The following is a 21,446-nucleotide window of genomic DNA, read 5'->3' as shown; positions in this document are numbered from 1 at the left end:
TGCCGGGTCGCGGCACGCTAGTAGGCTAGCGCTTTGATACCGCCTTCAACGCACGTCCGTCGACCCGTCAGGAGACCATGAGATGTTCCGGCTCGCAAAGCTATCCCTGGCAAACCGGGCACTGATCGCGCTGGTCACCGTGTTCGCGTCGGTCTTCGGCGTGATCACGATGTCCTCGCTCAAGCAGGAGCTCATCCCCTCGATCGAGTTCCCGCAGATCACGGTCATCACCTCGATGCCGGGGGCTTCCCCGGAAGTCGTGGACAAGCAGGTCAGCGGCCCGCTGGAGACCGCGCTGAACGGCGTCGAGGGCCTGGAGTCGACGGCGTCCACCTCCCGCAACGGAGTCTCCCAGATCAGCCTGGTGTTCACGTACGGGTCGAACCTTGACCGTGCCCGGAACCAGATAGACCGTGCCATCTCCAATGCCAAGCGGTCCCTGCCGGACGACGTTCAGCCGCAGGCCATCGCCGGCAGCATCAGCGACTTCCCGATCGTGTACCTGGCCGTCTCCTCGGACAAGCCGCTCAGCGAGCTGAACTCCGACCTCGCCCGGCTCAGTGTTCCCCGGCTGCAGAAGATCGACGGCGTCCGTGGCGCCGACGTGACCGGCGGCGCCACCCAGCACATCAGCATCCTCCCCCGCGCCGATGCCATGGCCGCGTCCGGGGCGACCCTCGCCTCGATCAGCAACGCTTTGAAGAACAACGGGGCACTGGTCCCGGCCGGGACCATCGAGGAGCAGGGCAAGACGCTGTCTCTTCAGATCGGCAGCCCGGTCGATTCCCTCGACGCGGTCAAGGCCCTGCCGCTGGGCGGCACCAAGAGCCCGGCAACCATCGGCAGTGTGGCCGACGTCAGTATCGCCGAAGACGCCCGCACCTCGATCACCCGGACCAACGGCAAGGAAACCCTCGCCGTCTCCGTCACCAAGAAGCCCGAGGGCGACACGGTGGCCATCTCCCACGCGGTGAAGGATTCCATCCCCCAGCTTGAGGCCGAACTGGGATCCAACGCAGCGGTCACCCCGGTCTTTGACCAGGCGCCATTCATCGAAAAGTCCATCAAGGACCTCACCACCGAGGGCCTGCTGGGGCTGGGCTTCGCCGTCGCGGTGATCCTGGTGTTCCTGATGTCCGTCCGTTCCACGCTCGTCACGGCGGTGTCCATCCCGCTGTCCCTGCTCATCACCTTTCTCGGGCTCTCGGCCACCGGCTATTCGCTGAACATCCTGACCCTCGGGGCGCTCACCATCGCCATCGGCCGTGTTGTCGACGACTCGATCGTGGTGATCGAGAACATCAAGCGGCACCTCAGCTACGGCGAGCAGAAGATCACGGCCATCCTGACGTCCGTCCGGGAAGTCGCCGGAGCCATTACGGCGTCCACCCTGACCACCGTGGCCGTGTTCCTCCCCATCGCCTTCGTTGCAGGCCTCGCCGGGGAGCTCTTCCGCCCCTTCGCGCTGACGGTAACCATCGCACTGCTGTCCTCGCTGCTCGTCTCGCTGACGATCGTCCCGGTCCTGGCGTACTGGTTCCTGCGGAACCCGGCCGGGCAAACTGGAGCCGAGGGACTCCGCGCCCGCGAGATCGCCGCGAAGGCCCACGACGCCGAGCAGCGCACCCTGTTGCAGCGCGGCTACCTTCCGGTCCTCACCAAGACGCAGAAACACCCCGTTGTCACCTTGATTGCCGCCGTACTGGTCCTCGGCGGCACCGCGGCCATGACACCACTGCTGGCCACTGACCTGCTGGGCCGCTCCGGCGAAAACAGCATGACGGTCCGGCAGGCCCTCCCGGCCGGAACCAGCCTGTCCGAGGCCAGTGCCGCGGCCGTCAAGGTCGAAACAGTCCTCCGGGACATCGAGGGCATCAAGAATGTCCAGGCCACCACCGGAAACGCCCAGACCGGCTTCTCCGCGCTGCTCTCCGCCGGCGCCTCCAACTCCAGCTTCACCGTGGTCACCGACGAGAAGGCCAACCAGGGCAAGCTCCAGGACACGGTCCGCAACGAGCTCGCCAAGCTGCCGGACGCCGGCAAGATCACGGTCGGCTCCCAGCAGGGCGGCTTCGGCACCTCCTCGACGGTGGACATCACCCTCAAGGCCGCCACCACCGCCGATCTGCGCACCGCCAGCGACGCACTGGTCAAGGCCCTCGACGGCGTCCCCGGCAGCACCGAGGTCGCCACCAACCTGGCCGCCAGCCAGCCTGTCGTCCAGGTGAAAGTGGACCGGGCCAAGGCGGTGGCCGCGGGCCTCAACGAGGAACAGGTCGCCGGCGTGCTGGCTTCCACCATCAGCCCGATCCCGGCCGGCACGGTGCGGATCGACGCCGACGACTTCCCGGTGCGGATCGGTGCAGGCATCCGCTTCACGAGCATCGACGCCGTCCGGGCCATTCCGCTGCCCACCGCGGCAGGACCGGTTCCGCTCTCCAGCATTGCCGCCGTGGAGCAGGTGGATGTTCCGGTCTCCATCACCGCCAGCAACGGCCAGCGGACCGCGCGCGTCTCCGTGACGCCGTCGGGCTCCAACCTCGGTGCCGTGAGCACCGAAGTCCAGGCCCGGCTGAAGACGGTTGACCTGCCGCCCGGCGTCACCGCCACGATCGGCGGCGCGACGACGCAGCAGGCCGAGTCCTTCAGCCAGCTGGGACTGGCCCTGCTGGCAGCGATTGCGATTGTCTACGTGATCATGGTGGCCGCGTTCAAGTCCCTCGTGCAGCCGCTCATCCTGCTGGTCTCCGTTCCCTTTGCCGCAACCGGGGCCATCGCCCTGCTGCTGGTGACCGGCGTGCCGCTGGGCCTGCCCTCCCTGATCGGCATGCTGATGCTGGTGGGCATCGTGGTGACCAACGCGATTGTGCTGATCGACCTCATCAACCAGTACCGCCAGCCGCGCAACGGCGAACCGGGAATGAGCGTGACCGAGGCCATCACCCATGGTGCCCGGCAGCGGCTCCGGCCAATCCTGATGACCGCCTTGGCCACCGTGTTCGCGCTGACCCCGATGGCGCTGGGGCTCACCGGCGGCGGCGGCTTCATCTCCCAGCCGCTCGCGATCGTCGTCATCGGCGGGCTTATCTCCTCAACCGCCCTGACCCTGGTGCTGGTGCCGGTGCTGTACCGGCTGGTGGAAGGCCGCCGGGAGGAGCGGGCGCTGCGGCAGGCAGTTGCGGCGCCGCCGGTCCGGGTTGCGCGCGGCCGGCGCGCCAAGGCCACGCCGCCGGACACGGATTCCCGCTCCGAAAGCGACGCCGAGCCGGACGCCGAGCCCGACGAGCTCCCCCTGCCGACGGGCTCGCACTAGCGCCCGCCCCACGGCCGCAGCACACCGTTCACCTCCCGGGAAGCGCTCGACGCCGGTGCCAGCCGGCGCCGTCTGCGGCACCCGGCACTTCTGGTGCCCAGCCGTGGAATCCGCATCCCGGCGTTGCTCCCGGACCCCGGGCTCGGCCCGATGGTCCGTCCCGTCACGCTGGTAACGGGGTTCTCCGCGGCTTCACATGCCACTGCCTTCCGGCTCTGGGCCATGCCCGGGTTTCTTCCCGGTGCCGACGGACCCGGCATCCATATCTCCCGGCCGGACACAATGGCCATCCCGCGCCGTAGCGGCATTGTCGGGCACGTCGGGCAGTTCTTTCCCGACGAGATCACCACCTTCGAGGGCACGCTGCTGACATCCCGCGTCCGGACCTGGCTCGATATCTCCCGCCGGATGAGCATCGACGAGCTCACGGTGGTTGCAGACCATCTGATCCGTTGCCCGCGCCCGGAGCTGGAGGGGCGCAGCGAGGCGTACGCCACTTTGGAGGATCTCGCCGAGATGCTGGACCGCCACAAAGGCACGCCGGGGATCCGCAAGGCTCGCCTGGCCTTGGAGCAGGCCCGGGTCGGAGCCGATTCCGCGCCGGAAACGCGGCTGCGGCTCGCGCTAGCACGGGCCGGCCTGCCGGAAGCGCTGCTGAACCTTCCCACAGAGCTGCGCGACGGCGTCGTCCGCCAGCCTGACCTGTCCTATCCCGACTACCTCGTCGCCGCGGAGTACGACGGCGAGGGGCATTCCGAGGCGGGCCAGGTGGCCCGCGACATTGCCCGCGAGGAGGACTTCAGCCAGGCGGGCTGGCTCCTGGTCCGTCTGTCCAAACGGCACCTAACCGCCGATGCCCGCTCCGCCGTCGCAAAGGTCCGCGCCGCGCTGCTTGACCACGGCTGGAGCCCGGCCCACTGAGATCCGCGTCCCCCAACTGGCTGGCATTTGGTGTCGGTTTGAGCCCCGAAAACGACAACTGATGCGAGTTAGTTGGGGGGACGGGCGGGGCGGGAATATCCGTCGGCAACGGGCGTTATACCCGTCGATAGATGCAAATGCATATAAATCGGCTATAGTAGAAGCAGCTCCCGGAACCCTCCGGCCACGGAAAGGCACACCATGCAGATCGGCGTATTCAGCGTCAGCGACATCACCCCCGACCCCACCACGGGCCGGACTCCCACGGAGCACGAGCGCATCAAGGCGTCCGTGGCGATCGCCAAAAAGGTCGAGGAAATCGGCATGGATGTCTATGCCCTCGGCGAGCACCACAACCGTCCGTTCTTCTCTTCCTCCCCCACCACCACCCTTGCCTACATCGCAGCGCAGACGGAGCGGATCATCCTCTCCACGGCCACGACGCTGATCACCACCAATGACCCGGTGAAGATCGCCGAGGACTTCGCGATGCTCCAGCACCTGGCGGACGGCCGCGTGGACCTGGTTCTGGGCCGCGGCAACACCGCCCCCGTCTACCCCTGGTTCGGCAAGAACATCCAGGACGGGATCGAACTCGCCATCGAAAACTACAGCCTGCTGCGCCGCCTCTGGGACGAGGACACCGTCAGCTGGTCCGGCAAGCACCGCACCCCGCTCCAGAACTTCACCTCCACGCCCCGCCCGCTCGACGGTGTCGCCCCCTTCGTGTGGCACGGCTCCATCCGCACGCCGCAAATCGCGGAGGTGGCCGCCTACTACGGCGACGGCTTCTTCGCGAACAACATCTTCTGGCCCAAGGAGCACTACCAGCAGCTGATCGGCCTCTACCGGGAGCGCTATGAGCACTATGGCCACGGCAAGGCTGACCAGGCCATCGTGGGCCTGGGCGGACAGTTCTTCATGCGGAAGAACTCCCAGGACGCCGTCAAGGAGTTCCGCCCCTACTTCGACAACGCCCCGGTCTATGGCCATGGCCCGTCGCTGGAGGACTTCACCTCCCAGACCCCGCTGACCGTCGGCAGCCCGCAGGAAGTCATCGAGAAGACCCTCACCTTCCGGGAGTACTTCGGCGACTACCAGCGCCAGCTGTTCCTGATCGACCACGCCGGCCTGCCCCTGAAGACCGTGCTGGAACAGCTGGACCTGTTCGGCGAAGAGGTGCTTCCGGTCCTGCGCAAGGAATACGCCGAGAAGACCCCCGCCCACGTCCCGGAGCCGCCCACGCACGCCGGACGCGTCGCAGCCTCCCTGGCCGAAGCCGGCCAGCCTGCCGGTGAAGCCGCCCAGCCCGCCGGTCACCCCGCGGAGCAGGAGGCGTGATGCCCGCCAAAACCGCAGCATCACCGGTGCGCCTGGCCGCGGAGACGTGGGAATCCCTGTTCCGCGCCCAGGTGGCCGTGATGCGCAGGCTGCAGGCAGCCCCGGCGTTCAAGGACCTTGCCGTCAACGAGTACGACGTCCTGTTCACGCTTTCCCGCTGCCCGTCCGGATGGCTCCGCCAGAACGAGCTCAACGACCACGTGCTGCTGAGCCAGTCCAGCCTCAGCCGGCTCGTGGAACGGCTCCAGAAGCGCGGCTACGTGGAACGGGTGCCAGCCCCCGACGACGGACGGGGTGTCCTGGTCCGGCTCACAGAGGAAGGACGGGAACTGCAGAAGCAGATCGGCCGGGAACACGTCCGGGACATCGCCGACCTCGTCGGGCCGGCGCTCAGCCCCGCCGAACAGCGCGAGCTGCTGCGGCTGACCGAGAAGCTGCGGGCCGCGGTAGCCGCTCGCTGACAGCGGACCGGCCTGGAAAGGTCTGCTAGGGCCGGCCCCGGGAGGAGGACGCTAGCGCCGGCCGGCTGGTTCCCGCTCAAGGGCAGCGAGGCCGCGCCGGTGCAGCAGCCACCCCGCCAGGACGAGCAGCACGCTGACCACCAGGAAGCCCAGATCCCAGAGCAACGGGCCGCCGAGGTCGTCCCGGACGTGGTGGATGCGAAGAATCTGGTGGTCGATCAGGCCCTCCACGACGTTGAAGATTCCCCACCCTGCAATGACAAGTCCGAAGTGGAAGCTCCAGTTGGGTGCCAGCCGCCCCTGCCGCCAAGCGCGGATGGTGGCAATGGAGGCCGACAGCACAAGAACCCACATGACCAGGTGGAAGAAGCCGTCCACGAGCGTGTTCACTTCCAGGCCGGCCAGGGTGTCCGTGGGGTGCTCAGCGGTGGCGCTCACCATGTGGTGCCATTGGAGGATCTGGTGCAGGACGATGCCGTCAATGAATCCACCAAGGCCCAGCCCGAGCAGGATGCCTCCCGCTTTTGACGGTGGTTTTCGCACTGCCATGTCCCGGTGCCCTTGACTCGCCATACGGGTACGGTACCGCGGGGAAGGGAATGCGCAAAAAGGCGCCGGGCATCCCCTGGCCCGCATTGCGCCCGGCTCTTCCTGCGCGGTGCTTTCGTGGGTACTCTGGAATGATCAGTAGCCTGATCAATTCCAGCGGGCCGGTGATTGCGGCTCGAGCAAGAGGGCTGTTCGTGCTTTGCCGCACCCGGTCCGTGCGCCATCGGCCGGGGGCCTTTCCTCGAAGGAACTGCCTTGAATCTTTCCGTGAACAGCCCCGGCACCGGTCCTGCCGGCCGGCGGCATAGGACCTTCGGCGTCGAAGAAGAATTCCTGCTCGTCGATCCTGCAACCGGTCATCCCGCACCGGTCGCGGAACTGGCCCTGCAGTACGCCGCAGACCGCGCGAAGCCCGGTGCCGGCTCCACCCTGACCCCCGAGGTCCAGCAGGAGCAGCTTGAAGCTGTCGGCCCCGTCTGCTCTACGTTGCAGGAAGTGGCGGCCGCCATCCGGGCCGGCCGGGCCTTGGCTGATGAAGCTGCGCGGTCCGTGGGCGCAAGGGCGGCGGCGCTGGCCACGAGCCCCGTTGCGGCCGCGCCAACACTGGTGCCGCAACCCCGCTACCTGATGATGGCAGCCCGGTTCGGCCTGACACTCAAGGAGCAGCTCACCTGCGGCTTCCACATCCACGTCCGCATCGTTTCCGGGGAGGAAGGTGTAGCGGTCCTGGATCGGATCCGCGTCTGGTTGCCGGTCCTGCTCGCTCTGAGCGCCAACTCTCCGTTCTGGCAGGGAAACGACAGCGGCTACGCGAGCTTCCGTTACCAGGCGTGGAACCGCTGGCCGACGGCGGGACCCTGCGAACGGTTTGGATCGGAACGGGAATACCACCGCTATGTGCAGTCACTGCTGGCTACCGGAGTACTCCTTGACGAGGGCATGGTCTACTTCGACGCGCGCCTCTCCCGCAACCACCCGACCGTCGAGGTGCGCATCGCCGACGTCTGCATGGACCCCGCCCACGCCACGGCAATCGCCGCCACCGTCCGGGCACTCGTCGAAACGGCGGCCCAGGAATGGCGCGCCGGCATTCCCGCGCCCCGCCTCTCCGCCGCGCAGCTGCGCCTGGCGGCGTGGAAGGCCAGCGAGTCCGGCGTCGACGGCACGCTGCTGCATCCCCTCCTGAACCTGCCGTGCCCGGCCGCCGAAGCGGTCCAGGCCCTCCTGACGCACATCCGCCCAGCGCTGGCCGGCTGCGGCGACGAGCAGCAGGTGACCCTGGAACTCGCCCGGATCCTCACCTCCGGCACAGGTTCGCGCAGGCAGCGCGACACGATGATAAACAGCCGCACCCTGGCCGCGGTGGTGCTGGACGCCGTCGAACACACCCACGGCACAGCCAAAGCGCACCGCCGGCCCCGGCGTCTGCAATCGACCTGACCGATGGGAGCACGGATGGATGCTGACGATAAGGTCCGGAATTACATAGACACCCACACGCCCCTGCTCCTGGACCGGCTCTCCGAATGGGTCCGCATCCCGTCGGTGGCCGGCGTCCCGGAGCGCAAACACCACCTCACCCGGTCCGCCAACTGGCTTGCCGGGGAACTCCGCGGCACCGGGTTCCCGACGACGGAAATCTGGGAAGGCGCCGAGGGACCCGCGGTTTTCGCCGAATGGTCCGAAGCCCCGGACGCCCCCACCATTCTCATCTACAGCCACCACGACGTGCGCGCGGTCAAGGACGAGAACTGGGACCAGACCTCCCCGTTCGACCCCGTACTCCGGGACGGCAGGCTGTACGGCCGCGGAACCTCCGACGCCAAAGGCCAGGTGATGGCCCACGTCTGGGGAATCCGGGCGCACCTGGACGCCACGGGGCGCACGGCACCGGCCGTGAACCTCAAGCTGATCGTCGAAGGGGAGGAAGAAGCTGGTTCCCCCGGCCTTGCGGACCTTCTCGAGGCCCACCGGGACCGCCTTGCCGCGGATGCGGTGGTCTTTTCCGACACCCTGCTCTGGCGCGCCGGGCATCCCGCCATCTGCACCAGCATCCGCGGCATGCTCGGGGCGCACATCGAGGTCTACGGGCCGCTCACCGACGTCCACAGCGGCGCGGTGTCCGGCACGGCCCCTAATCCGGCCATTGAGCTCGGCAGGCTGCTCGCGCGGCTGCACGACCAAAAGGGGAGGATCACGTTTCCGGGCTTTTACGACGACGTCGAGGAGATCTCCCAGCGCCGCCGGGCTGAACTGGCGGCTCTGCCCTTCGATCCGGAGGACTGGCTGGAGCGCTCACACACCCGGAGCATCATGGGCGAGGAAGGCTACACGGTCCTCGAACGGCTGTGGGAGCGTCCGGCCCTGGAAGTCGTTGCCCTGGCTGCCGGGGACCCCATCGGCGTGATGCGTGCAGCCGTTCCCTCCATGGCGTCGACAGACATAAGTATCCGCACTGTTGGCGGGCAAAAGGTCAAGGACGTGGCAGACCAGGTGCGGCGCTGGGTGGATGAAACCATTGGCGACGACTACGGCTACGAGCTCTCTCTGGACACAGAAACTGCGCAGGAGTTCTACCGGACTCCGGAGAACCGGGTTCTGGAGTGTCTCTCCCTGGCAATGGTGAAAGGATTCCAGGCGCAGGAGGTGGGGCGCATGGGAAATGCCGGCGGCGGACCCGCGGACCTGCTCTCCTCCGCCTTGAATGTCCCTGTGGTCTTTTTCGGCACGGGACTCGTGGAGGACAACTGGCACGACAGTGACGAGAGCGCCCGCGTGGACATCCTGAAAGCCGGCGCGGCAACGCTGGCTTTCCTGTGGGCGGAGCTGGGCCGGGAGGAGCCTGGCCGGCGGGATTAGGCCGACGGGGTCAGGCCGACGGGGTCAGGGGGTGCTGCGTCAGCTGGTTCGCCGCGCCCTAGTGGAGGACGACCAGCTTCGCCGGGTCCTCTTCCGGCAGTTCATCCCGGACAACGGCGGTGACCTTGAGTTCCCGCAGGGACAGGCTGCCGCCGACTGTGGAGAGGAACGCCGTGTCCGAGGAATCCCGGCCGGCGGTGATCCGGAGCATGCTTTCACGCGGCGCCAGCCCTGTCGGGTCAATGACATGCCACGCCCCGTTGACGTAGGCCCTCGGTCACTGCGTGGAAGTCCATCGGGCTGAGGCCGGGCGCGTAGACCGCGGCCAGCCGGGCCGGGACGTTCTTGGAGCGGAGCAGCGCGATGGCCAGGTGCGCGTAGTCCCGGCACACCCCACGCCGGTGCAGCAGGGTCTCGACGGCACCGTCCGTGCCGCGTGAGGACCCGCTCACGTAGCGCAGTTCCCTGAAGACCCAGTTGCGCACGGCATTCAGGAGCTCTTCGCCCGCCACGGCGTCGAACTCCGCGTACGCCGTCGGCAGCAGTCGATCCGACTCGGCATAGCGGCTGGGCCGCACGTAGCGGATGAGCTCCATCAGCCCGGGTTCGTCCGGCACGGCGAATCCGGTAACCGTCGCGGAGTATTCCACCAGCACCTCGGTAGGCTCGGCGAACTCCATGTAGTGGAACCTGCCGCCGTGGTGGTCCGAGAGCTCGGTCAGGGCGACGTCTTCACCCCCCGCGGTCACAGAGAGCGATTCCTCGAAGCCGCTGTATCCGGCATTGCGCGCCACGGACACCGCCAGCGCGACTTTGGTCTCCGCCACGGTCTTGAAGGCCAGGCGTGCGGCGACAGAGCGTTCCATGTATCTCCGGGGTGTGGGGTAGCAACAGAATTGGCGTCAGGCCAGCCGCCGTCGCAGGGCCCCGTCGTGCGGGGGCGGGGGCGGTACTAGTTCTTGACCTTCAGAGACATTAGCATCCGCTGGACGTTGGCGAATTCGCTGCCGTCGCTGACGTATTTGGCCGCCTGCTCAAGGGTGTCAAAGGACTTGGCCGGAGCCACCTTCTGGTCCGGGGCAAGCGGCTTCAACACCGTCAGGTCCCCGAAGGAGTAATCGCCCTTGCCCTCGGGTCCGCGGATTACGTTCTGCAGCCCGCAGGACCTCCCGTCCGCTCCGCCCACCATGTTGGTGATGCCGTAGGAGCCGAAGAATTTGTAGCCCTGGACCACGCGGAACACGACGTGGGGATCGATCAGCCCCTCGCCTCCACGGTGCGGCAGTTCCACCGGAACACTGCTCACCACCACGTACGGTCTGGCGGCATTGTCCGGGCAGGCCGGGGCCGTTTGCGGCGGCAGGCCGGTCTGCAAGGTGGCGAGGTAGCCGCCGTCGGCGTCCTTCACCTCGATCTTGAGCGCGCCGGCCAGGCTTCCGGGGTCCGGCGGGACGGACTGGGCGATCCATTCCTGCGGGAGCTCAAAGCTCACCCCCTTCGCGGAATCGGTAAAGACCTTCCAGGCCGCTGCGGTGGCGCCGGGGGACGCCGAAGGCGTCCCGGATGCTGTACCCGACGCCGCACCCGATGAACCGGCACCGGGTGAGGAGGTGTCCCTGGACGGATCCGGCGCGGCCGAGCTGGCGCCCGGGGCCCCTCCTGCGGTCCAGGCCGGAACGCCCGGGCCCCCGCCGCTGCAGCCCGAGAGCGCCGCCATGGTGGCCGCGAGCGCTGCGGCGGTCCGGATCCACCGGGGAATTGCCGTCCGAGTCATGGTGTCAGGGTAGTCCGGTCCGGAGCAGGTCCGGGCGTTTCCGGTCCGGCGTTTTGGAGCGGCCAACCAATAACCCGGCCCCGGGCTCCCGGGGCAGTCCGGGCCTGATAAGGCCCGGCGGAAAGGAGGCTAGGCTGGGATCATGGCTGAACAGCGGATGGACGGATGGGAATCCGGGGACCAGGACAGCGTGGCGGACATTTCCGCTCTCGACATCGCGGACTGGCGGCTCCGGACCTTCGCGCTGTACGCCACCGTGCGCAAGCTCGCGGCCCAGGACCCGGCGGAGGCGCATTCCTACTGGCGCCACGAGAGGGACCGGATGTTCGGCACCCACCCCGCCTCGCCGCTGACTGCAGCGGCCAAGTCACAGTTCGGAGGCCTCAAGACGGCGGACTACGACCCGATCTACCGCTTCCACATCCCGCTGACGGGCGAGGGAGCCGGGCGCGAGATGAACGTCGAGACCGGCACCGACGGCACGGTCCGTTTCGTGCGGTTGGGCACCTTCGACCTTCCCGAGATGGGCCAGCTGGCCGTCTGGAAGCTCAACGGCTACGGCGGTGGCATCTTCGTGCCGTTCCGCGACGCCACCGCCGGGCAGCCGGGCGGGAGTTACGGGGCAGGCCGCTACCTGATCGACACCATCAAGGGCGCTTTCCACGGCGTCCACAGCACCGGGCCGGACGCCGAGTTCGTGGTGGACTTCAACTTCGCCTACAACCCATCCTGCGCGTACAACGAGGCGTGGGCGTGCCCCCTCGCCGGTCCCTCCAACCGGCTCGCCGTCGAGATCCCGGCCGGCGAACTCTACTGACCGGATGGATGCCCAGCTCGAGCAGTCCTCCCCTGCGCCCGCCGTCGTCCGCCCGCCGGTCCACCGCCGGAACCGCGGCCTCCTGCGTTACCCGCTGGTCCGGCAACTGGTCAGGTTCACCGGCGTCGGCATCGTCTGCACCGTCACGTCCCTGGCCCTGTATGCCTTCCTCCGGCCGTGGATCGGCGCGCAGCCGGCCAACGCGGCGGCCCTTGTCCTGACGTCGCTGATGAACACGGCCCTGAACCGGCGCCTGACGTTCAAGATCACCGAGACGAAGCGGATGAAACGCGACCATCTGAACGGGCTGATCGTGATCCTGGTGGCGCTGCTGCTGACCGGCGGCAGCCTGGGCGTCCTGCACTGGCTCAACCCGGACGCCAGCGTGGCCGACGAGCTGTGGACCACGACGATTTCCGGCTTCGCCGCCACCGCAGTGCGTTTCTCCTTGCTGCGGCACTGGATCTTCCGGCGCGCCCGGCACCGCTAGCTCCGCGTGCCTGCCCAACTGACTCACAACAGAAGCCGTTATGGGCCCTCAAAACGGCACCTGCTGCCAGCTAGTTGGGCCCAAGGAGCGTTGGGTCCAAGGCGCGGACGCTTCCGACGGCGGTGCGGACCGCGTCCGCCGCTTCGGCCAGCTCGGCGGCGGTCACCGTTGCATCAAAGCTGAACCGCACGGCGGTCTGTGCGACGGCGGCTTCGATCCCCAGGGCGACCAGCACCGGCGACGGTTCGTCCGAACCCGCCGCGCAGGCCGAGCCGCTGGAACAGATGACCCCCTGGCGCTCCAGTTCCAGCAGGACCGACTCACCGCTGGTCCCGGGAAAGCAGAACGACGCCACCGAGGGAAGCCGGCTTGATGGGTGGCCGGTGAGGACCGCGCCGGGAACGCCGGCCAGCACGCTCCGGATGAAGTCGTCGCGCAGACCGGCCACGTGGGCAGCGCGCTTCGGCTGGCCTTCCCGGACCAGCGTGAGCGCCGTCGCGAGCGCCACCGCCCCGGCGACGTTTTCGGTGCCCGAGCGGCGCCCGCGCTCCTGTCCCCCGCCATGGATCAAAGGCTCCAGCGGTGTCCGGCCGCGCAGGAACAGGGCTCCGTTCCCCTTCGGCGCCCCCAGTTTGTGGCCGGAGATGCTCAGCGCGTCCACCCCGAGGGCCGCGGTGTCCAGCGGAAGCCAGCCGGCCGCCTGCACGGCGTCGGTGTGGAACGGGATCCCGGAGGCGCGGGCCAGTGTGGCGAGCCGGGCGATGGGCTGCACCGTGCCCACCTCGTTGTTGGCGTACATGATGCTGACCAGGGCGGTCTCCGGCCGGAGCGCCGCGGCGAGGGCTTCCTCGGAGACCAGCCCGTAGGCGTCAACCGGGACCACGTCGACGGCGAAGCCGTGGGACCGTTCGAGGTACCGGGCCGATTCCTCCACGGCGGGGTGCTCGACGGCGCTGATCACCACCCGGTCCAGCCCCGGATCCGCGGCGCGGCGGGCCAGGGCGATGCCCTTCACCGCGAGGTTGTCCGCTTCCGTGCCGCCGGACGTGAACGTGACTTCCCCCGGGCGGCAGCCCAATGCCCGGGCCGCCGCCGACCGCGCCCCGGCGAGCGCCGCGGCGGCCGCGTCCCCGAGGGAGTGGTGGCTGGAGGGGTTGCCGAACTCCCCCGCGAGGTGCGGCCACATGGCCTCGAGCACCTCACGCCGGACCGGGGTGGTGGCGGCGGCGTCTAGGAAGATCATGACGGAACGGGCCCAAGTTCGATATCGAGGCCGAGGTCCAGGGCCGCGACGCTATGGGTGAGCCCGCCGATCGAGATGATGTCCACCCCGGTGGCGGCGATGCCGGCCACGGTGTCCAGGTTGACGTTGCCGCTGGCTTCGACGCGGGCGCGGCCGGCCACCAGCGCCACCCCCGCGGCGAGATCCGCCAGGGAGAAGTTGTCCAGCATGATGGTGTCCACGCCGGCGGCAAGCACGGGTTCGATCTGCTCCATGCTGTCCACCTCCACCTCAAAGTGCGTGGTGTGGCCGAGCCGGGCCTTGGCCTGCTGCAGCACCGCCGTGAGCCTGGAGGCGTCTCCCCCGGTGAGGACGGCCAGGTGGTTGTCCTTGGCCAGCACGGCGTCGGAGAGGCTGAAGCGGTGGTTTGCGCCGCCGCCGCACCGCACGGCATAGCGTTCCAGGACCCGGAGCCCGGGCGTAGTCTTCCGGGTGTCGGCAATCCGCGCGCCGGTGCCTTGCACCAGCGCCACAAACTCCGCCGTCTTCGTGGCGATGGCGCTCATCCGCTGGACCAGGTTCAGGGCCACCCGTTCGGCCAGGAGCACGGCGCGGGCGTTCCCCCGCACCCTCGCGAGCGGTGCGCCGGCGGCGAAGGACGCACCGTCCGGAAGGAGGAGGTCGACGGCGGCGCCGGGATCGGTCAGCTTCATGGCGGCAGCGAACACGTCCCCGCCGCTGAAGACCCCGGGGACCCGGGCGGCCAGCACCGCCGTCGCCCGGGCATCCGCCGGGATCAGCGCCTCCGACGTGATGTCGCCGTAGGGCGCGTCCTCCTGCAGTGCCGCGCGCAGCACGGCGTCGACGGCGGCGGCGGGCAGGGTTCCGGCGAGCGCCGGGCGCGCCGCGGGGGCGGTAGCAGCGGCAGGGACGGCGGCAGGGGTGGTTGCGGCGGCAGCGGGTGCTGTCATGACGGGATCCTTTGCTTGGGTCGGGATGAGGCGGCATGCCGGTGGGCGGCCTTGCCGGCCTTCGGAGTGGCACGGGCGGGGACAACCTGCGCCGCGGGGCGTGCGGCGCCGGCCTGGCTGTCGGAGCGGAAGTGCGCACCGACGGAGCCGGTCCGCTTCCGCGCCGCCGCCACCAGCAGCTGCGCGGCCAGCAGGAGGTTCCGGTCCTCGTGCGCGGCCTGGTCGAGCCCGGCATCGGGATCCATGTTTCCGGACTCCGCCGTCGGTGTCCCCGGTGCGTGAACGGAGGCCGCCCACGCCGCGAGGAGGGCCGCGGCGGCGTCGAGTCCGGCGTCGGTGCGCATCACACCGGCGGACCCGGTCATCAGCCGGCGGAGGGCATCCCGGCTGAACGGAACCGGCGCAGGTGCCGGTTCCGTGGCGGGAAGATCCTCGCGGCCGCCGAGGTGGGCGGCCGCCACGGGAATCCGCTGAGGTCCGCCGAGGAAATCCTGGACGGCGCGGCGGCCGCACACGAGGCCCTCCAGCAGCGAATTGCTGGCCAGGCGGTTGGCCCCCTGCACGCCGGTGCAGGCTACTTCGCCGGCCGCATACAGGCCCGGGATGGAGGTGCGTCCCCAGTGGTCTGTGGCCACGCCGCCCATCCAGTAGTGTGCTGCCGGAGAAACCGGCAAGGGTTCGGCGGCCCAGTCGTAGCCCGCGGCACGGGTGGCCGCGCTGATGGTGGGGAACCGCCCGGCCAGGAAGCCCTGTCCGCGGGCCGCCTCCACGCCCCGGGCGTCCAGGTACACCGGGCTGTCCGCCGCCGCCCCGGTCGCGGCCAGATGCAGGGCGATGCTGCGGGAGACGACGTCGCGCGGGGCGAGTTCGGCGTCCGGATGGTAGTCCGGCATGAACCGGTGACCGGCGGCGTCCAGCAGGATGGCCCCCTCGCCCCTGACCGCCTCGGAGATCAGCAGCGCCGGAGGCCCGCCCGGGACCTCGGCTGCAGCCAGCGTGGTGGGGTGGAACTGGAAGAACTCGAGGTCCCGGACGGCCGCGCCCGCCCGCCAGGCCAGGGCGAGTCCGTCCGCGGTGGCTACGGAAGGGTTGCTGGTCCGGGCAAACAGCCGGCCGGCGCCGCCCGTGGCAAGGAGCACCGCATCCGCCGCGAGCTGCCTGGCCTCCCCCTTCGCGAGGTAGGCGACGCCGGTGATGCTCCGGCATTGCACCCCGGTCTTGAGTCCGGTCTGGAGCTCAGTCACGAAGGCTCCGGTTTCCACCCGGAGCTTTCCTTCGGCCGCCCGCTGCAGAACGGCGGCCACCAGGGCGGACGAGATACGGGCGCCGGTCGCGTCTCCGCCGGCGTGCAGGATGCGGGGCGCCGAGTGGGCCGCTTCGAGCCCCAGCGCGGGGCCGCCGCCCGGGCCGGCGTCGAACTTTACTCCGAACCGCTCGAGTCCGGCGATGTCCCTGAGGGCTTCGGTGCACAGGATCCGCACCGCCTCCGGATCGTTCAGGCCGCAGCCGGCCGCCAGCGTGTCCGCGATGTGCGCGGCCACAGAATCGCCCGGGAACGCCTCCGCCGGCGACAGCACGGCGGAGACGCCGCCCTGCGCATAGAAGGTGTTGCTTTGTTCGAGGGTCCCCTTGGTCAGGAGCACCACCTCGACGCCGCCGCCGGGGCGGGTGTGCGCAGCGGAAGCTTCCGCCGCCTCGGCCCCCTCGGCGGCAAGCAGCGCGGCGTAGAGTCCGGCGATGCCGCTGCCCACCACCACGAGCCGCCTGGTCATGGCCGCGCCGCCAGCATCCGCTCGAGGGCAACCCGGGCCGGAGCAGCGACGGCGTCCTCCACGGTAATGCGGTTGACCACCTCGCCGCGGACCAGCGCTTCCAGCACCCAGGCGAGGTAGCCGGGGTGGATGCGGTACATCGTGGAACACGGGCAGATCACCGGGTCCAGGCAGAAGATGGTGTGCTGCGGATATTCCGCGGCGAGGCGGTTGACGAGGTTGATCTCGGTTCCCACGGCAAAGATGGTGGGCTCGGTGGCCGCGGCGATGGCCTTGCGGATGAAGTCGGTGGAGCCTGCGGAGTCGGCCGCGTCCACCACGTCCATGGGGCACTCCGGGTGCACGATCACCTGGACGCCGGGGAACTCGGCGCGGGCCTTTTCGATCTGGCCCACGTTGAAGCGCTTGTGGACCGAGCAGAACCCATGCCACAGGATCACCCGGGAGTCGAGCAGCGCCTGTTCCGCATTGCCGCCAAGATCCTTGCGGGGATTCCACATCGGCATCTGCTCCAGTGGCACGCCCAAAGCCTTGGCGGTGTTGCGGCCCAGGTGCTGGTCCGGAAAGAACAGCACGCGCTGGCCGCGTTCGAAGGCCCACTCCAGCACGGTGGCGGCGTTCGACGACGTGCAGACAATCCCGCCGTGTTCACCGCAGAAGCCCTTGAGGGCGGCGGAGGAGTTCATATAGGTCACCGGGATGACCGGGACCCGGCCGTCGGCGTCGGGCTCGGTGCCGAACAGCTCCTCAAGCTGTTCCCAGCACTCCGTCACGGAGTCGATGTCCGCCATGTCCGCCATGGAGCATCCGGCGGCGAGGTTGGGCAGGATCACGGCCTGCTCCGGCCGGGAAAGGATGTCCGCGGTCTCGGCCATGAAGTGGACGCCGCAGAAGATGATGGCCTCGGCGTCCGGCCGGGTCAGGGCGGCGTTGGCCAGCTGGAACGAGTCGCCGACGAAGTCCGCGTACTGGACCACCTCGTCGCGCTGGTAGAAGTGGCCCAGGACTACGGCGCGGTTCCCGAGGGTCGCCTTTGCTGCCCGGATCCGCGCATCGAGCTCGGCATCGCTGGCGAGCTTGTATTCCTCGGGCAGCTGGCCCTGCCGGGGAGTCGCGGCAGGGGCCACGTCAGCTGCCGAGGCACCGGGTCCGTAGGCCGGGATGCCGGCGAGCGCCTCGGCGACGTCGAAGTCCCAGGGGCCGCGGGCGAGCGCCGGGCTGCAGGTGGAAGCCTTTGCGGTTCCGGTGGTTGTGCCGGTGGCCGCCGTGGCGGCCTCTTCGCGCGTGATCAGCTGGATGGCCGTATTGACGCTGCTCATGGTGTGCTCCTGTTGTCTGGGTCAAGGCCGGGCCGGCCGGTAAAGCGGTAGAGGCGGGGCGGCCGGTGTTTGCCGCCCTGCAGGTACTGGTCGGTTTCTTCGATCTCGGGAGTGGCTTTGATCTGGCGCCGGAAGTTCGCGGGGTCGAGTTCCCGGTCCAGGACCGCCTCATAGACCTCCCGGACCTGGGCCAGGGTGAAATACTCGCCGAGCAGGTGGTAGGCGATGGACCCGTAGGCCATTTTGTTGCGGAGCCGCCACAGGGCGTAGTCGATGATGGCGTTGTGGTCAAAGGCCAGCTCGCCGAGCCGGTCAGCGCGGAACCAGCGCACGTTTTCGGATTCATCGGCGAGGGCCGCCTCGGTCGGCTGGACCAGTGCCCAGTAGACGATCGACACGACGCGCTGGCTGGGCGAGCGGTGCAGGCCGCCGAAGGCGTAGAGCTGTTCGAGGTAGCTGGGGGCCAGTCCCGTGGTTTCCTGCAGGTTCCGCGAGGCAGCGTCCTGCAGCGACTCGGAGTGGCTCAGCGGGCCGCCCGGGAGGGCCCAGAGTCCCTTGAAGGGCTCCCGGATCCGCCGCACCAGCGGGATCCACAGCGTGGGGCGGCCGGAGCTCTCGCTCCGACGGAGCGCGAAGATCACCGTGGAGATGGCCAGCGACGGCGGTGCGAGCTGGCGCTCGGAGACGTTGGCTGCTGCTGTGTAAACCGTGGTCACCCCGCGTTCCGGTTCCGCTTTCCGGGGCGGCGAAGGCCCGCCCGGTTGGCTCCGGCCTGACCGCCGGCTAGTTATAGTCATATTGACTAGAACAGATTCTACGGTGTTGTTGCGCCGCCGCAAAATGTTTCGGCCTCTCCTGTGCTTTGCCGGCGGGCGACCCGCGGGGCGGACCGGCGGAAGGGTTGCTTGTGGACCGCCCGGCGGCGCAGGTATAACTCGGGGCTATGGAAACCTCGGGAGTCAAAAGCTGCTATCAGGGGGCCGCGCAGGCATTGCTGGAGCTGGTGGCGCAGGTGCCGGAAGCCGCATGGTCCCTGCCGGCCCTCGGCGAGTGGGACGTGCGCGGACTGACGGGCCACGCCAGCCGTGCCCTGTCCACCGTGGAGACCTATCTGGCCGCACCCGCGGCCGGGCCGCGCCTGGACGGGCCGGTCTCCTATTTCACGGCCATCCGGGCCGGCGCCTCACCGGCGGCGATCGCGCAGCGGGGCAAGGAAACCGGGGACGCCCTGGGCGAGGATCCGGCCGCCGCAGTCGGGGAACTCGTCCAGCGGGTTACCGGCCTGGTCGGGCGCACCCCCGGCGACGCGCTGGTTGCCACCCCGGCCGGAACGTTGACGCTCATCGACTATCTCCCCACTCGCACCTTCGAACTGGCCGTGCATGGCCTGGACCTGGCAAGGGCAGTGGGAATTCCGGTGCCGGCATCCCTGAAGCCCGGCATCGCGGCGTCACTGGAGCTCGCCGGAGCCATCGCCGCGCAGCTGCCGACCGCCGGGGACCTGCTCCTGCTGCTCACCGGCCGGACCGGCCTTCCCGGCGGCCTGAGCGTCGTCTAGCCCCGGTCCGCGGCTGCGGCCTCCAGCAGGGGCAGCGTCCGGCCCTGGAAGTGGGTGTTGAGCACGATCACCGAGGAGGACCGGAGTACGGTCCGGGTCGCGATCATGGCATCGAGCACCCGCTGCAGGTCCGGGTTGGACCGGGCTGCGATGCGCGCCATCAGGTCCGAGCTGCCGGAGACGGTGTGGATCTCAATCAGTTCGGGGATCTCGGCAAGTGCCGCCACGACGGCGTCGTGCCCCAGGTCCTGGTTGATCGTCAGGGAACAGAACGCGACGACGGGAAAGCCGAAGTGCGCCGGATCCGGCTGCGGCACCCACGAACCGATCACCCCACGGTCCTGCATCCGGTCCAGCCGCGACTGGACGGTGGCGCGGGCGACCTTCAACACCCGCGAGGCTTCCAGCACCGAGGCCCGCGGAGAATCGGTGAAGAATCGGACAATTTTCGCGTCCAGAGCATCAACATCCATGGGATTTTCCTCCTGAGAGAGCCCCTGTCCGGCAAACCGCCGCAGGTTCTCCTGTTCCAGCTAGCAATCTGCCACCATGGTCTCACGCCCCCTCGCGCCCGTCCGGCCGAGGCGCAGGGCCAAAAGACGGTAAATTCGATAAGTCCCACAAGGACATCCCGTCCCAAAACCACAAGAAGGTTCGCCAGTATGACGATGAAGTCCACCGCGGAGCGCCCGGCCCTGGAACTCGGCCACACTCTGAAACCCCGCCAGCTCACCATGATGGGACTTGGCAGCGCGATCGGCGCCGGCCTGTTCCTCGGTTCGGGAGCAGGAGTCCGGGCCGCCGGACCCGCCGTCCTGGTCTCCTACCTTGTTGCCGGAACCCTGATCATCCTCGTGATGTGGGCCCTCGGCGAGATGGCCGCCGCCCACCCGAACAGCGGCGCCTTCTCTGTCTACGCGCAAAAGGCCATGGGACCGACCGCGGGCGCCACCATCGGCTGGCTCTGGTGGCTGCAGCTCGTCGTCGTCATCGCGGCCGAGGCCCTGGGCGCCGCCGGCCTGCTGTTCAGCGTCTGGCCGGTGGTCCCCGTCTGGGCGCTGTCACTGATCTTCATGGCCGTCTTTACCGCCATCAACCTGGCCGGAGTCAAAAACTTCGGCGAGTTCGAGTTCTGGTTCGCCATCCTCAAGGTGGTTGCCATTGTGCTGTTCCTGGCCATCGGCGCCGCCCTCCTGCTGGGCTGGCTGCCCGCCGTCGGCTCCCCCGGCCTGGCAAACATCACCTCCGACTTCGCCCCTGCGGGCCTGGGCGGCGTAGCCACCGCCCTGTTCGTGGTGATCTTCGCGTTCGGCGGCACCGAGATCGTCAGCGTGGCAGCCGCCGAGACAGAAGATCCCGAGCGCAGCGTGGCCCGGGCGATCCGGACGGTGGTCTGGCGGATCCTGGTGTTCTACATCGGCTCCGTCTTCGTCATCGCAGCGGTCCTTCCGTCCACCTCGGAGGCCCTGGCCTCACCCTTTGCGGGCGTCCTCGACATGGCCCGCATCCCGGGCGCAAGCACGGCCATCACGCTGGTGGCCGTGGTGGCGCTGCTTTCGGCCCTGAACGCCAACCTCTACGGCGCCTCCCGCATGGTCTTCTCGCTCTCCGAGCGTGGCGAGGCCCCCCGGATCCTGTCCCGGCTCACCAAGGCACGGGTGCCTGTGGTGGCGGTGGGCGTCTCGGTGGCCTTCGGCTTCCTCGCCGCCGTGCTGGAACTGCTCTTCCCGGACCAGATCCTGCCGGCCCTGTTCCAGCTGGTGGGCTCCACCTGCCTCGTGGTCTGGGGCATGGCGCTGGTCTCCCAGCTGATCCTCCGGCGGCGCGCGGACCGGGACGGCACGGCGCTGCCCCTGCGGATGAAGGGCTTTCCCGGGCTGACCATCTTCGGGCTGGTACTCCTGGCGCTCATTTTCGCCGTCGGGTTCAGCAGCCCCGAAAGCAGCCGGCAGCTCTTCAGCACCCTGGCCCTGGTCGCCGGGATCGCGGCGGCGTGCTGGATCGGCGCCCGGCTCACCCGGTCCCGCGAGCCCAACTAACTCGCAGTAAGTGTCGTTTTGAGCCCTCAGAACGACACCA

At 69.1% G+C, this 21,446-nt stretch carries 18 protein-coding genes and 1 pseudogene; 10 read left to right on the top strand and 9 right to left on the bottom strand.

The features are described from left to right. Positions 1–82: 82 nt before the first annotated feature. The 4 genes from QFZ65_RS08165 to QFZ65_RS08150 all read left to right on the top strand — a co-directional run bounded on the left by QFZ65_RS08165 (position 83) and on the right by QFZ65_RS08150 (position 6,036). Positions 83–3,313 (top strand): efflux RND transporter permease subunit, encoded by a 3,231-nt coding sequence (locus tag QFZ65_RS08165; RefSeq protein WP_306909638.1) that lies wholly within the window; start codon positions 83–85, stop codon positions 3,311–3,313. A 93-nt stretch (positions 3,314–3,406) separates the two neighbouring features. Continuing rightward, positions 3,407–4,234 carry a hypothetical protein gene (locus QFZ65_RS08160; RefSeq protein ID WP_306909637.1) on the top strand — a complete coding sequence of 276 codons (828 nt, stop codon included), beginning with the start codon at positions 3,407–3,409 and terminating at the stop codon, positions 4,232–4,234. 201 nt (positions 4,235–4,435) lie between these two features. Further along, entirely contained in the window at positions 4,436–5,575 is a 1,140-nt protein-coding gene (locus tag QFZ65_RS08155; protein ID WP_306909636.1) for an LLM class flavin-dependent oxidoreductase, read from the top strand. After that, positions 5,575–6,036, top strand: a complete 462-nt coding sequence (locus QFZ65_RS08150; RefSeq protein ID WP_306909635.1) for a MarR family winged helix-turn-helix transcriptional regulator — start codon at positions 5,575–5,577, stop codon at positions 6,034–6,036. Before QFZ65_RS08155 ends, QFZ65_RS08150 begins: the two co-directional genes overlap by 1 nt. A 51-nt stretch (positions 6,037–6,087) precedes the next feature. Here QFZ65_RS08150 and QFZ65_RS08145 read toward each other — a convergent pair whose 3' ends face one another. After that, complete coding sequence (locus QFZ65_RS08145; protein WP_306909634.1) at positions 6,088–6,585, bottom strand: DUF2243 domain-containing protein; 498 nt, start codon at positions 6,583–6,585, stop codon at positions 6,088–6,090. 255 nt (positions 6,586–6,840) lie between these two features. On the opposite strand from QFZ65_RS08145, the gene QFZ65_RS08140 reads away from it, so the two are divergent. Together QFZ65_RS08140 and QFZ65_RS08135 are read left to right on the top strand one after the other, a co-directional pair. Continuing rightward, the gene (locus QFZ65_RS08140; RefSeq protein WP_306909633.1) at positions 6,841–8,025 is read left to right on the top strand and encodes a glutamate--cysteine ligase; all 1,185 of its coding nucleotides are present in this window, start codon (positions 6,841–6,843) and stop codon (positions 8,023–8,025) included. A 15-nt stretch (positions 8,026–8,040) separates the two neighbouring features. Beyond that, positions 8,041–9,444, top strand: a complete 1,404-nt coding sequence (locus QFZ65_RS08135) for a M20/M25/M40 family metallo-hydrolase (RefSeq protein ID WP_306909632.1) — start codon at positions 8,041–8,043, stop codon at positions 9,442–9,444. 58 nt (positions 9,445–9,502) lie between these two features. Here the strand turns inward: QFZ65_RS08135 and QFZ65_RS08130 are convergent. Together QFZ65_RS08130 and QFZ65_RS08125 are read right to left on the bottom strand one after the other, a co-directional pair. Then, positions 9,503–10,310: pseudogene (locus QFZ65_RS08130) on the bottom strand (transglutaminase family protein). 86 nt (positions 10,311–10,396) lie between these two features. Next, positions 10,397–11,218, bottom strand: coding sequence for a hypothetical protein (locus QFZ65_RS08125; protein WP_306909631.1), 822 nt, complete (start codon positions 11,216–11,218; stop codon positions 10,397–10,399). 142 nt (positions 11,219–11,360) lie between these two features. On the opposite strand from QFZ65_RS08125, the gene QFZ65_RS08120 reads away from it, so the two are divergent. Beyond that, positions 11,361–12,035: a DUF1684 domain-containing protein gene (locus QFZ65_RS08120; RefSeq protein WP_306909630.1), complete on the top strand. Its 675-nt coding sequence runs from the start codon at positions 11,361–11,363 to the stop codon at positions 12,033–12,035. A gap of 4 nt (positions 12,036–12,039) precedes the next feature. Next, positions 12,040–12,525, top strand: coding sequence for a GtrA family protein (locus QFZ65_RS08115; RefSeq protein WP_306909629.1), 486 nt, complete (start codon positions 12,040–12,042; stop codon positions 12,523–12,525). A 70-nt stretch (positions 12,526–12,595) separates the two neighbouring features. Here QFZ65_RS08115 and QFZ65_RS08110 read toward each other — a convergent pair whose 3' ends face one another. Genes QFZ65_RS08110 through QFZ65_RS08090 form a run of 5 tightly spaced genes read right to left on the bottom strand, consistent with a single transcriptional unit; the run spans position 12,596 to position 18,525 of the window. After that, positions 12,596–13,768: a cysteine desulfurase family protein gene (locus tag QFZ65_RS08110; protein ID WP_306909628.1), complete on the bottom strand. Its 1,173-nt coding sequence runs from the start codon at positions 13,766–13,768 to the stop codon at positions 12,596–12,598. Next, positions 13,765–14,718, bottom strand: a complete 954-nt coding sequence (nadC, locus tag QFZ65_RS08105; protein WP_306909627.1) for a carboxylating nicotinate-nucleotide diphosphorylase — start codon at positions 14,716–14,718, stop codon at positions 13,765–13,767. Before nadC ends, QFZ65_RS08110 begins: the two co-directional genes overlap by 4 nt. After that, a complete protein-coding gene (gene nadB, locus QFZ65_RS08100) occupies positions 14,715–16,490 on the bottom strand; it encodes an L-aspartate oxidase (protein ID WP_306909626.1) in 1,776 nt (591 codons plus the stop codon). The genes nadC and nadB overlap by 4 nt, the downstream gene beginning before the upstream one ends. After that, entirely contained in the window at positions 16,487–17,809 is a 1,323-nt protein-coding gene (nadA, locus tag QFZ65_RS08095; RefSeq protein ID WP_306909625.1) for a quinolinate synthase NadA, read from the bottom strand. Before nadA ends, nadB begins: the two co-directional genes overlap by 4 nt. Continuing rightward, the gene (locus QFZ65_RS08090) at positions 17,806–18,525 is read right to left on the bottom strand and encodes an NUDIX domain-containing protein (RefSeq protein WP_306909624.1); all 720 of its coding nucleotides are present in this window, start codon (positions 18,523–18,525) and stop codon (positions 17,806–17,808) included. Before QFZ65_RS08090 ends, nadA begins: the two co-directional genes overlap by 4 nt. 227 nt (positions 18,526–18,752) lie before the next feature. On the opposite strand from QFZ65_RS08090, the gene QFZ65_RS08085 reads away from it, so the two are divergent. Continuing rightward, positions 18,753–19,367, top strand: a complete 615-nt coding sequence (locus QFZ65_RS08085; RefSeq protein ID WP_306909623.1) for a maleylpyruvate isomerase N-terminal domain-containing protein — start codon at positions 18,753–18,755, stop codon at positions 19,365–19,367. Here QFZ65_RS08085 and QFZ65_RS08080 read toward each other — a convergent pair. Further along, positions 19,364–19,840 carry an Lrp/AsnC family transcriptional regulator gene (locus QFZ65_RS08080; protein WP_306909622.1) on the bottom strand — a complete coding sequence of 159 codons (477 nt, stop codon included), beginning with the start codon at positions 19,838–19,840 and terminating at the stop codon, positions 19,364–19,366. The two genes, QFZ65_RS08085 and QFZ65_RS08080, sit on opposite strands and share 4 nt — an antisense overlap. 189 nt (positions 19,841–20,029) lie before the next feature. Here QFZ65_RS08080 and QFZ65_RS08075 point away from each other — a divergent pair, with 189 nt between their 5' ends. Continuing rightward, positions 20,030–21,406, top strand: a complete 1,377-nt coding sequence (locus QFZ65_RS08075; RefSeq protein ID WP_306909621.1) for an amino acid permease — start codon at positions 20,030–20,032, stop codon at positions 21,404–21,406. Positions 21,407–21,446 lie beyond the last annotated feature (40 nt).

It is taken from the genome of Arthrobacter sp. B3I9, assembly GCF_030816935.1.
Lineage (GTDB): Bacteria > Actinomycetota > Actinomycetes > Actinomycetales > Micrococcaceae > Arthrobacter.
The sequence above is the reverse complement of the archived record's forward strand: the minus strand, read 5'-3'. Positions and strand labels throughout refer to the sequence as shown.

Excerpts from the sequence above, each read along its gene's own strand:
- QFZ65_RS08165 (WP_306909638.1), top strand. The coding sequence starts at position 83 with ATGTTCCGGCTCGCAAAGCTATCCCTGGCAAACCGGGCACTGATCGCG.
- QFZ65_RS08155 (WP_306909636.1), top strand. The coding sequence starts at position 4,436 with ATGCAGATCGGCGTATTCAGCGTCAGCGACATCACCCCCGACCCCACC.
- QFZ65_RS08150 (WP_306909635.1), top strand. The coding sequence starts at position 5,575 with ATGCCCGCCAAAACCGCAGCATCACCGGTGCGCCTGGCCGCGGAGACG.
- QFZ65_RS08145 (WP_306909634.1), bottom strand. The coding sequence starts at position 6,585 with ATGGCAGTGCGAAAACCACCGTCAAAAGCGGGAGGCATCCTGCTCGGG.
- QFZ65_RS08135 (WP_306909632.1), top strand. The coding sequence starts at position 8,041 with ATGGATGCTGACGATAAGGTCCGGAATTACATAGACACCCACACGCCC.
- QFZ65_RS08125 (WP_306909631.1), bottom strand. The coding sequence starts at position 11,218 with ATGACTCGGACGGCAATTCCCCGGTGGATCCGGACCGCCGCAGCGCTC.
- QFZ65_RS08120 (WP_306909630.1), top strand. The coding sequence starts at position 11,361 with ATGGCTGAACAGCGGATGGACGGATGGGAATCCGGGGACCAGGACAGC.
- QFZ65_RS08115 (WP_306909629.1), top strand. The coding sequence starts at position 12,040 with ATGGATGCCCAGCTCGAGCAGTCCTCCCCTGCGCCCGCCGTCGTCCGC.
- QFZ65_RS08110 (WP_306909628.1), bottom strand. The coding sequence starts at position 13,768 with ATGATCTTCCTAGACGCCGCCGCCACCACCCCGGTCCGGCGTGAGGTG.
- nadC (WP_306909627.1), bottom strand. The coding sequence starts at position 14,718 with ATGACAGCACCCGCTGCCGCCGCAACCACCCCTGCCGCCGTCCCTGCC.
- nadB (WP_306909626.1), bottom strand. The coding sequence starts at position 16,490 with ATGACCAGGCGGCTCGTGGTGGTGGGCAGCGGCATCGCCGGACTCTAC.
- nadA (WP_306909625.1), bottom strand. The coding sequence starts at position 17,809 with ATGAGCAGCGTCAATACGGCCATCCAGCTGATCACGCGCGAAGAGGCC.
- QFZ65_RS08085 (WP_306909623.1), top strand. The coding sequence starts at position 18,753 with ATGGAAACCTCGGGAGTCAAAAGCTGCTATCAGGGGGCCGCGCAGGCA.
- QFZ65_RS08080 (WP_306909622.1), bottom strand. The coding sequence starts at position 19,840 with ATGGATGTTGATGCTCTGGACGCGAAAATTGTCCGATTCTTCACCGAT.
- QFZ65_RS08075 (WP_306909621.1), top strand. The coding sequence starts at position 20,030 with ATGACGATGAAGTCCACCGCGGAGCGCCCGGCCCTGGAACTCGGCCAC.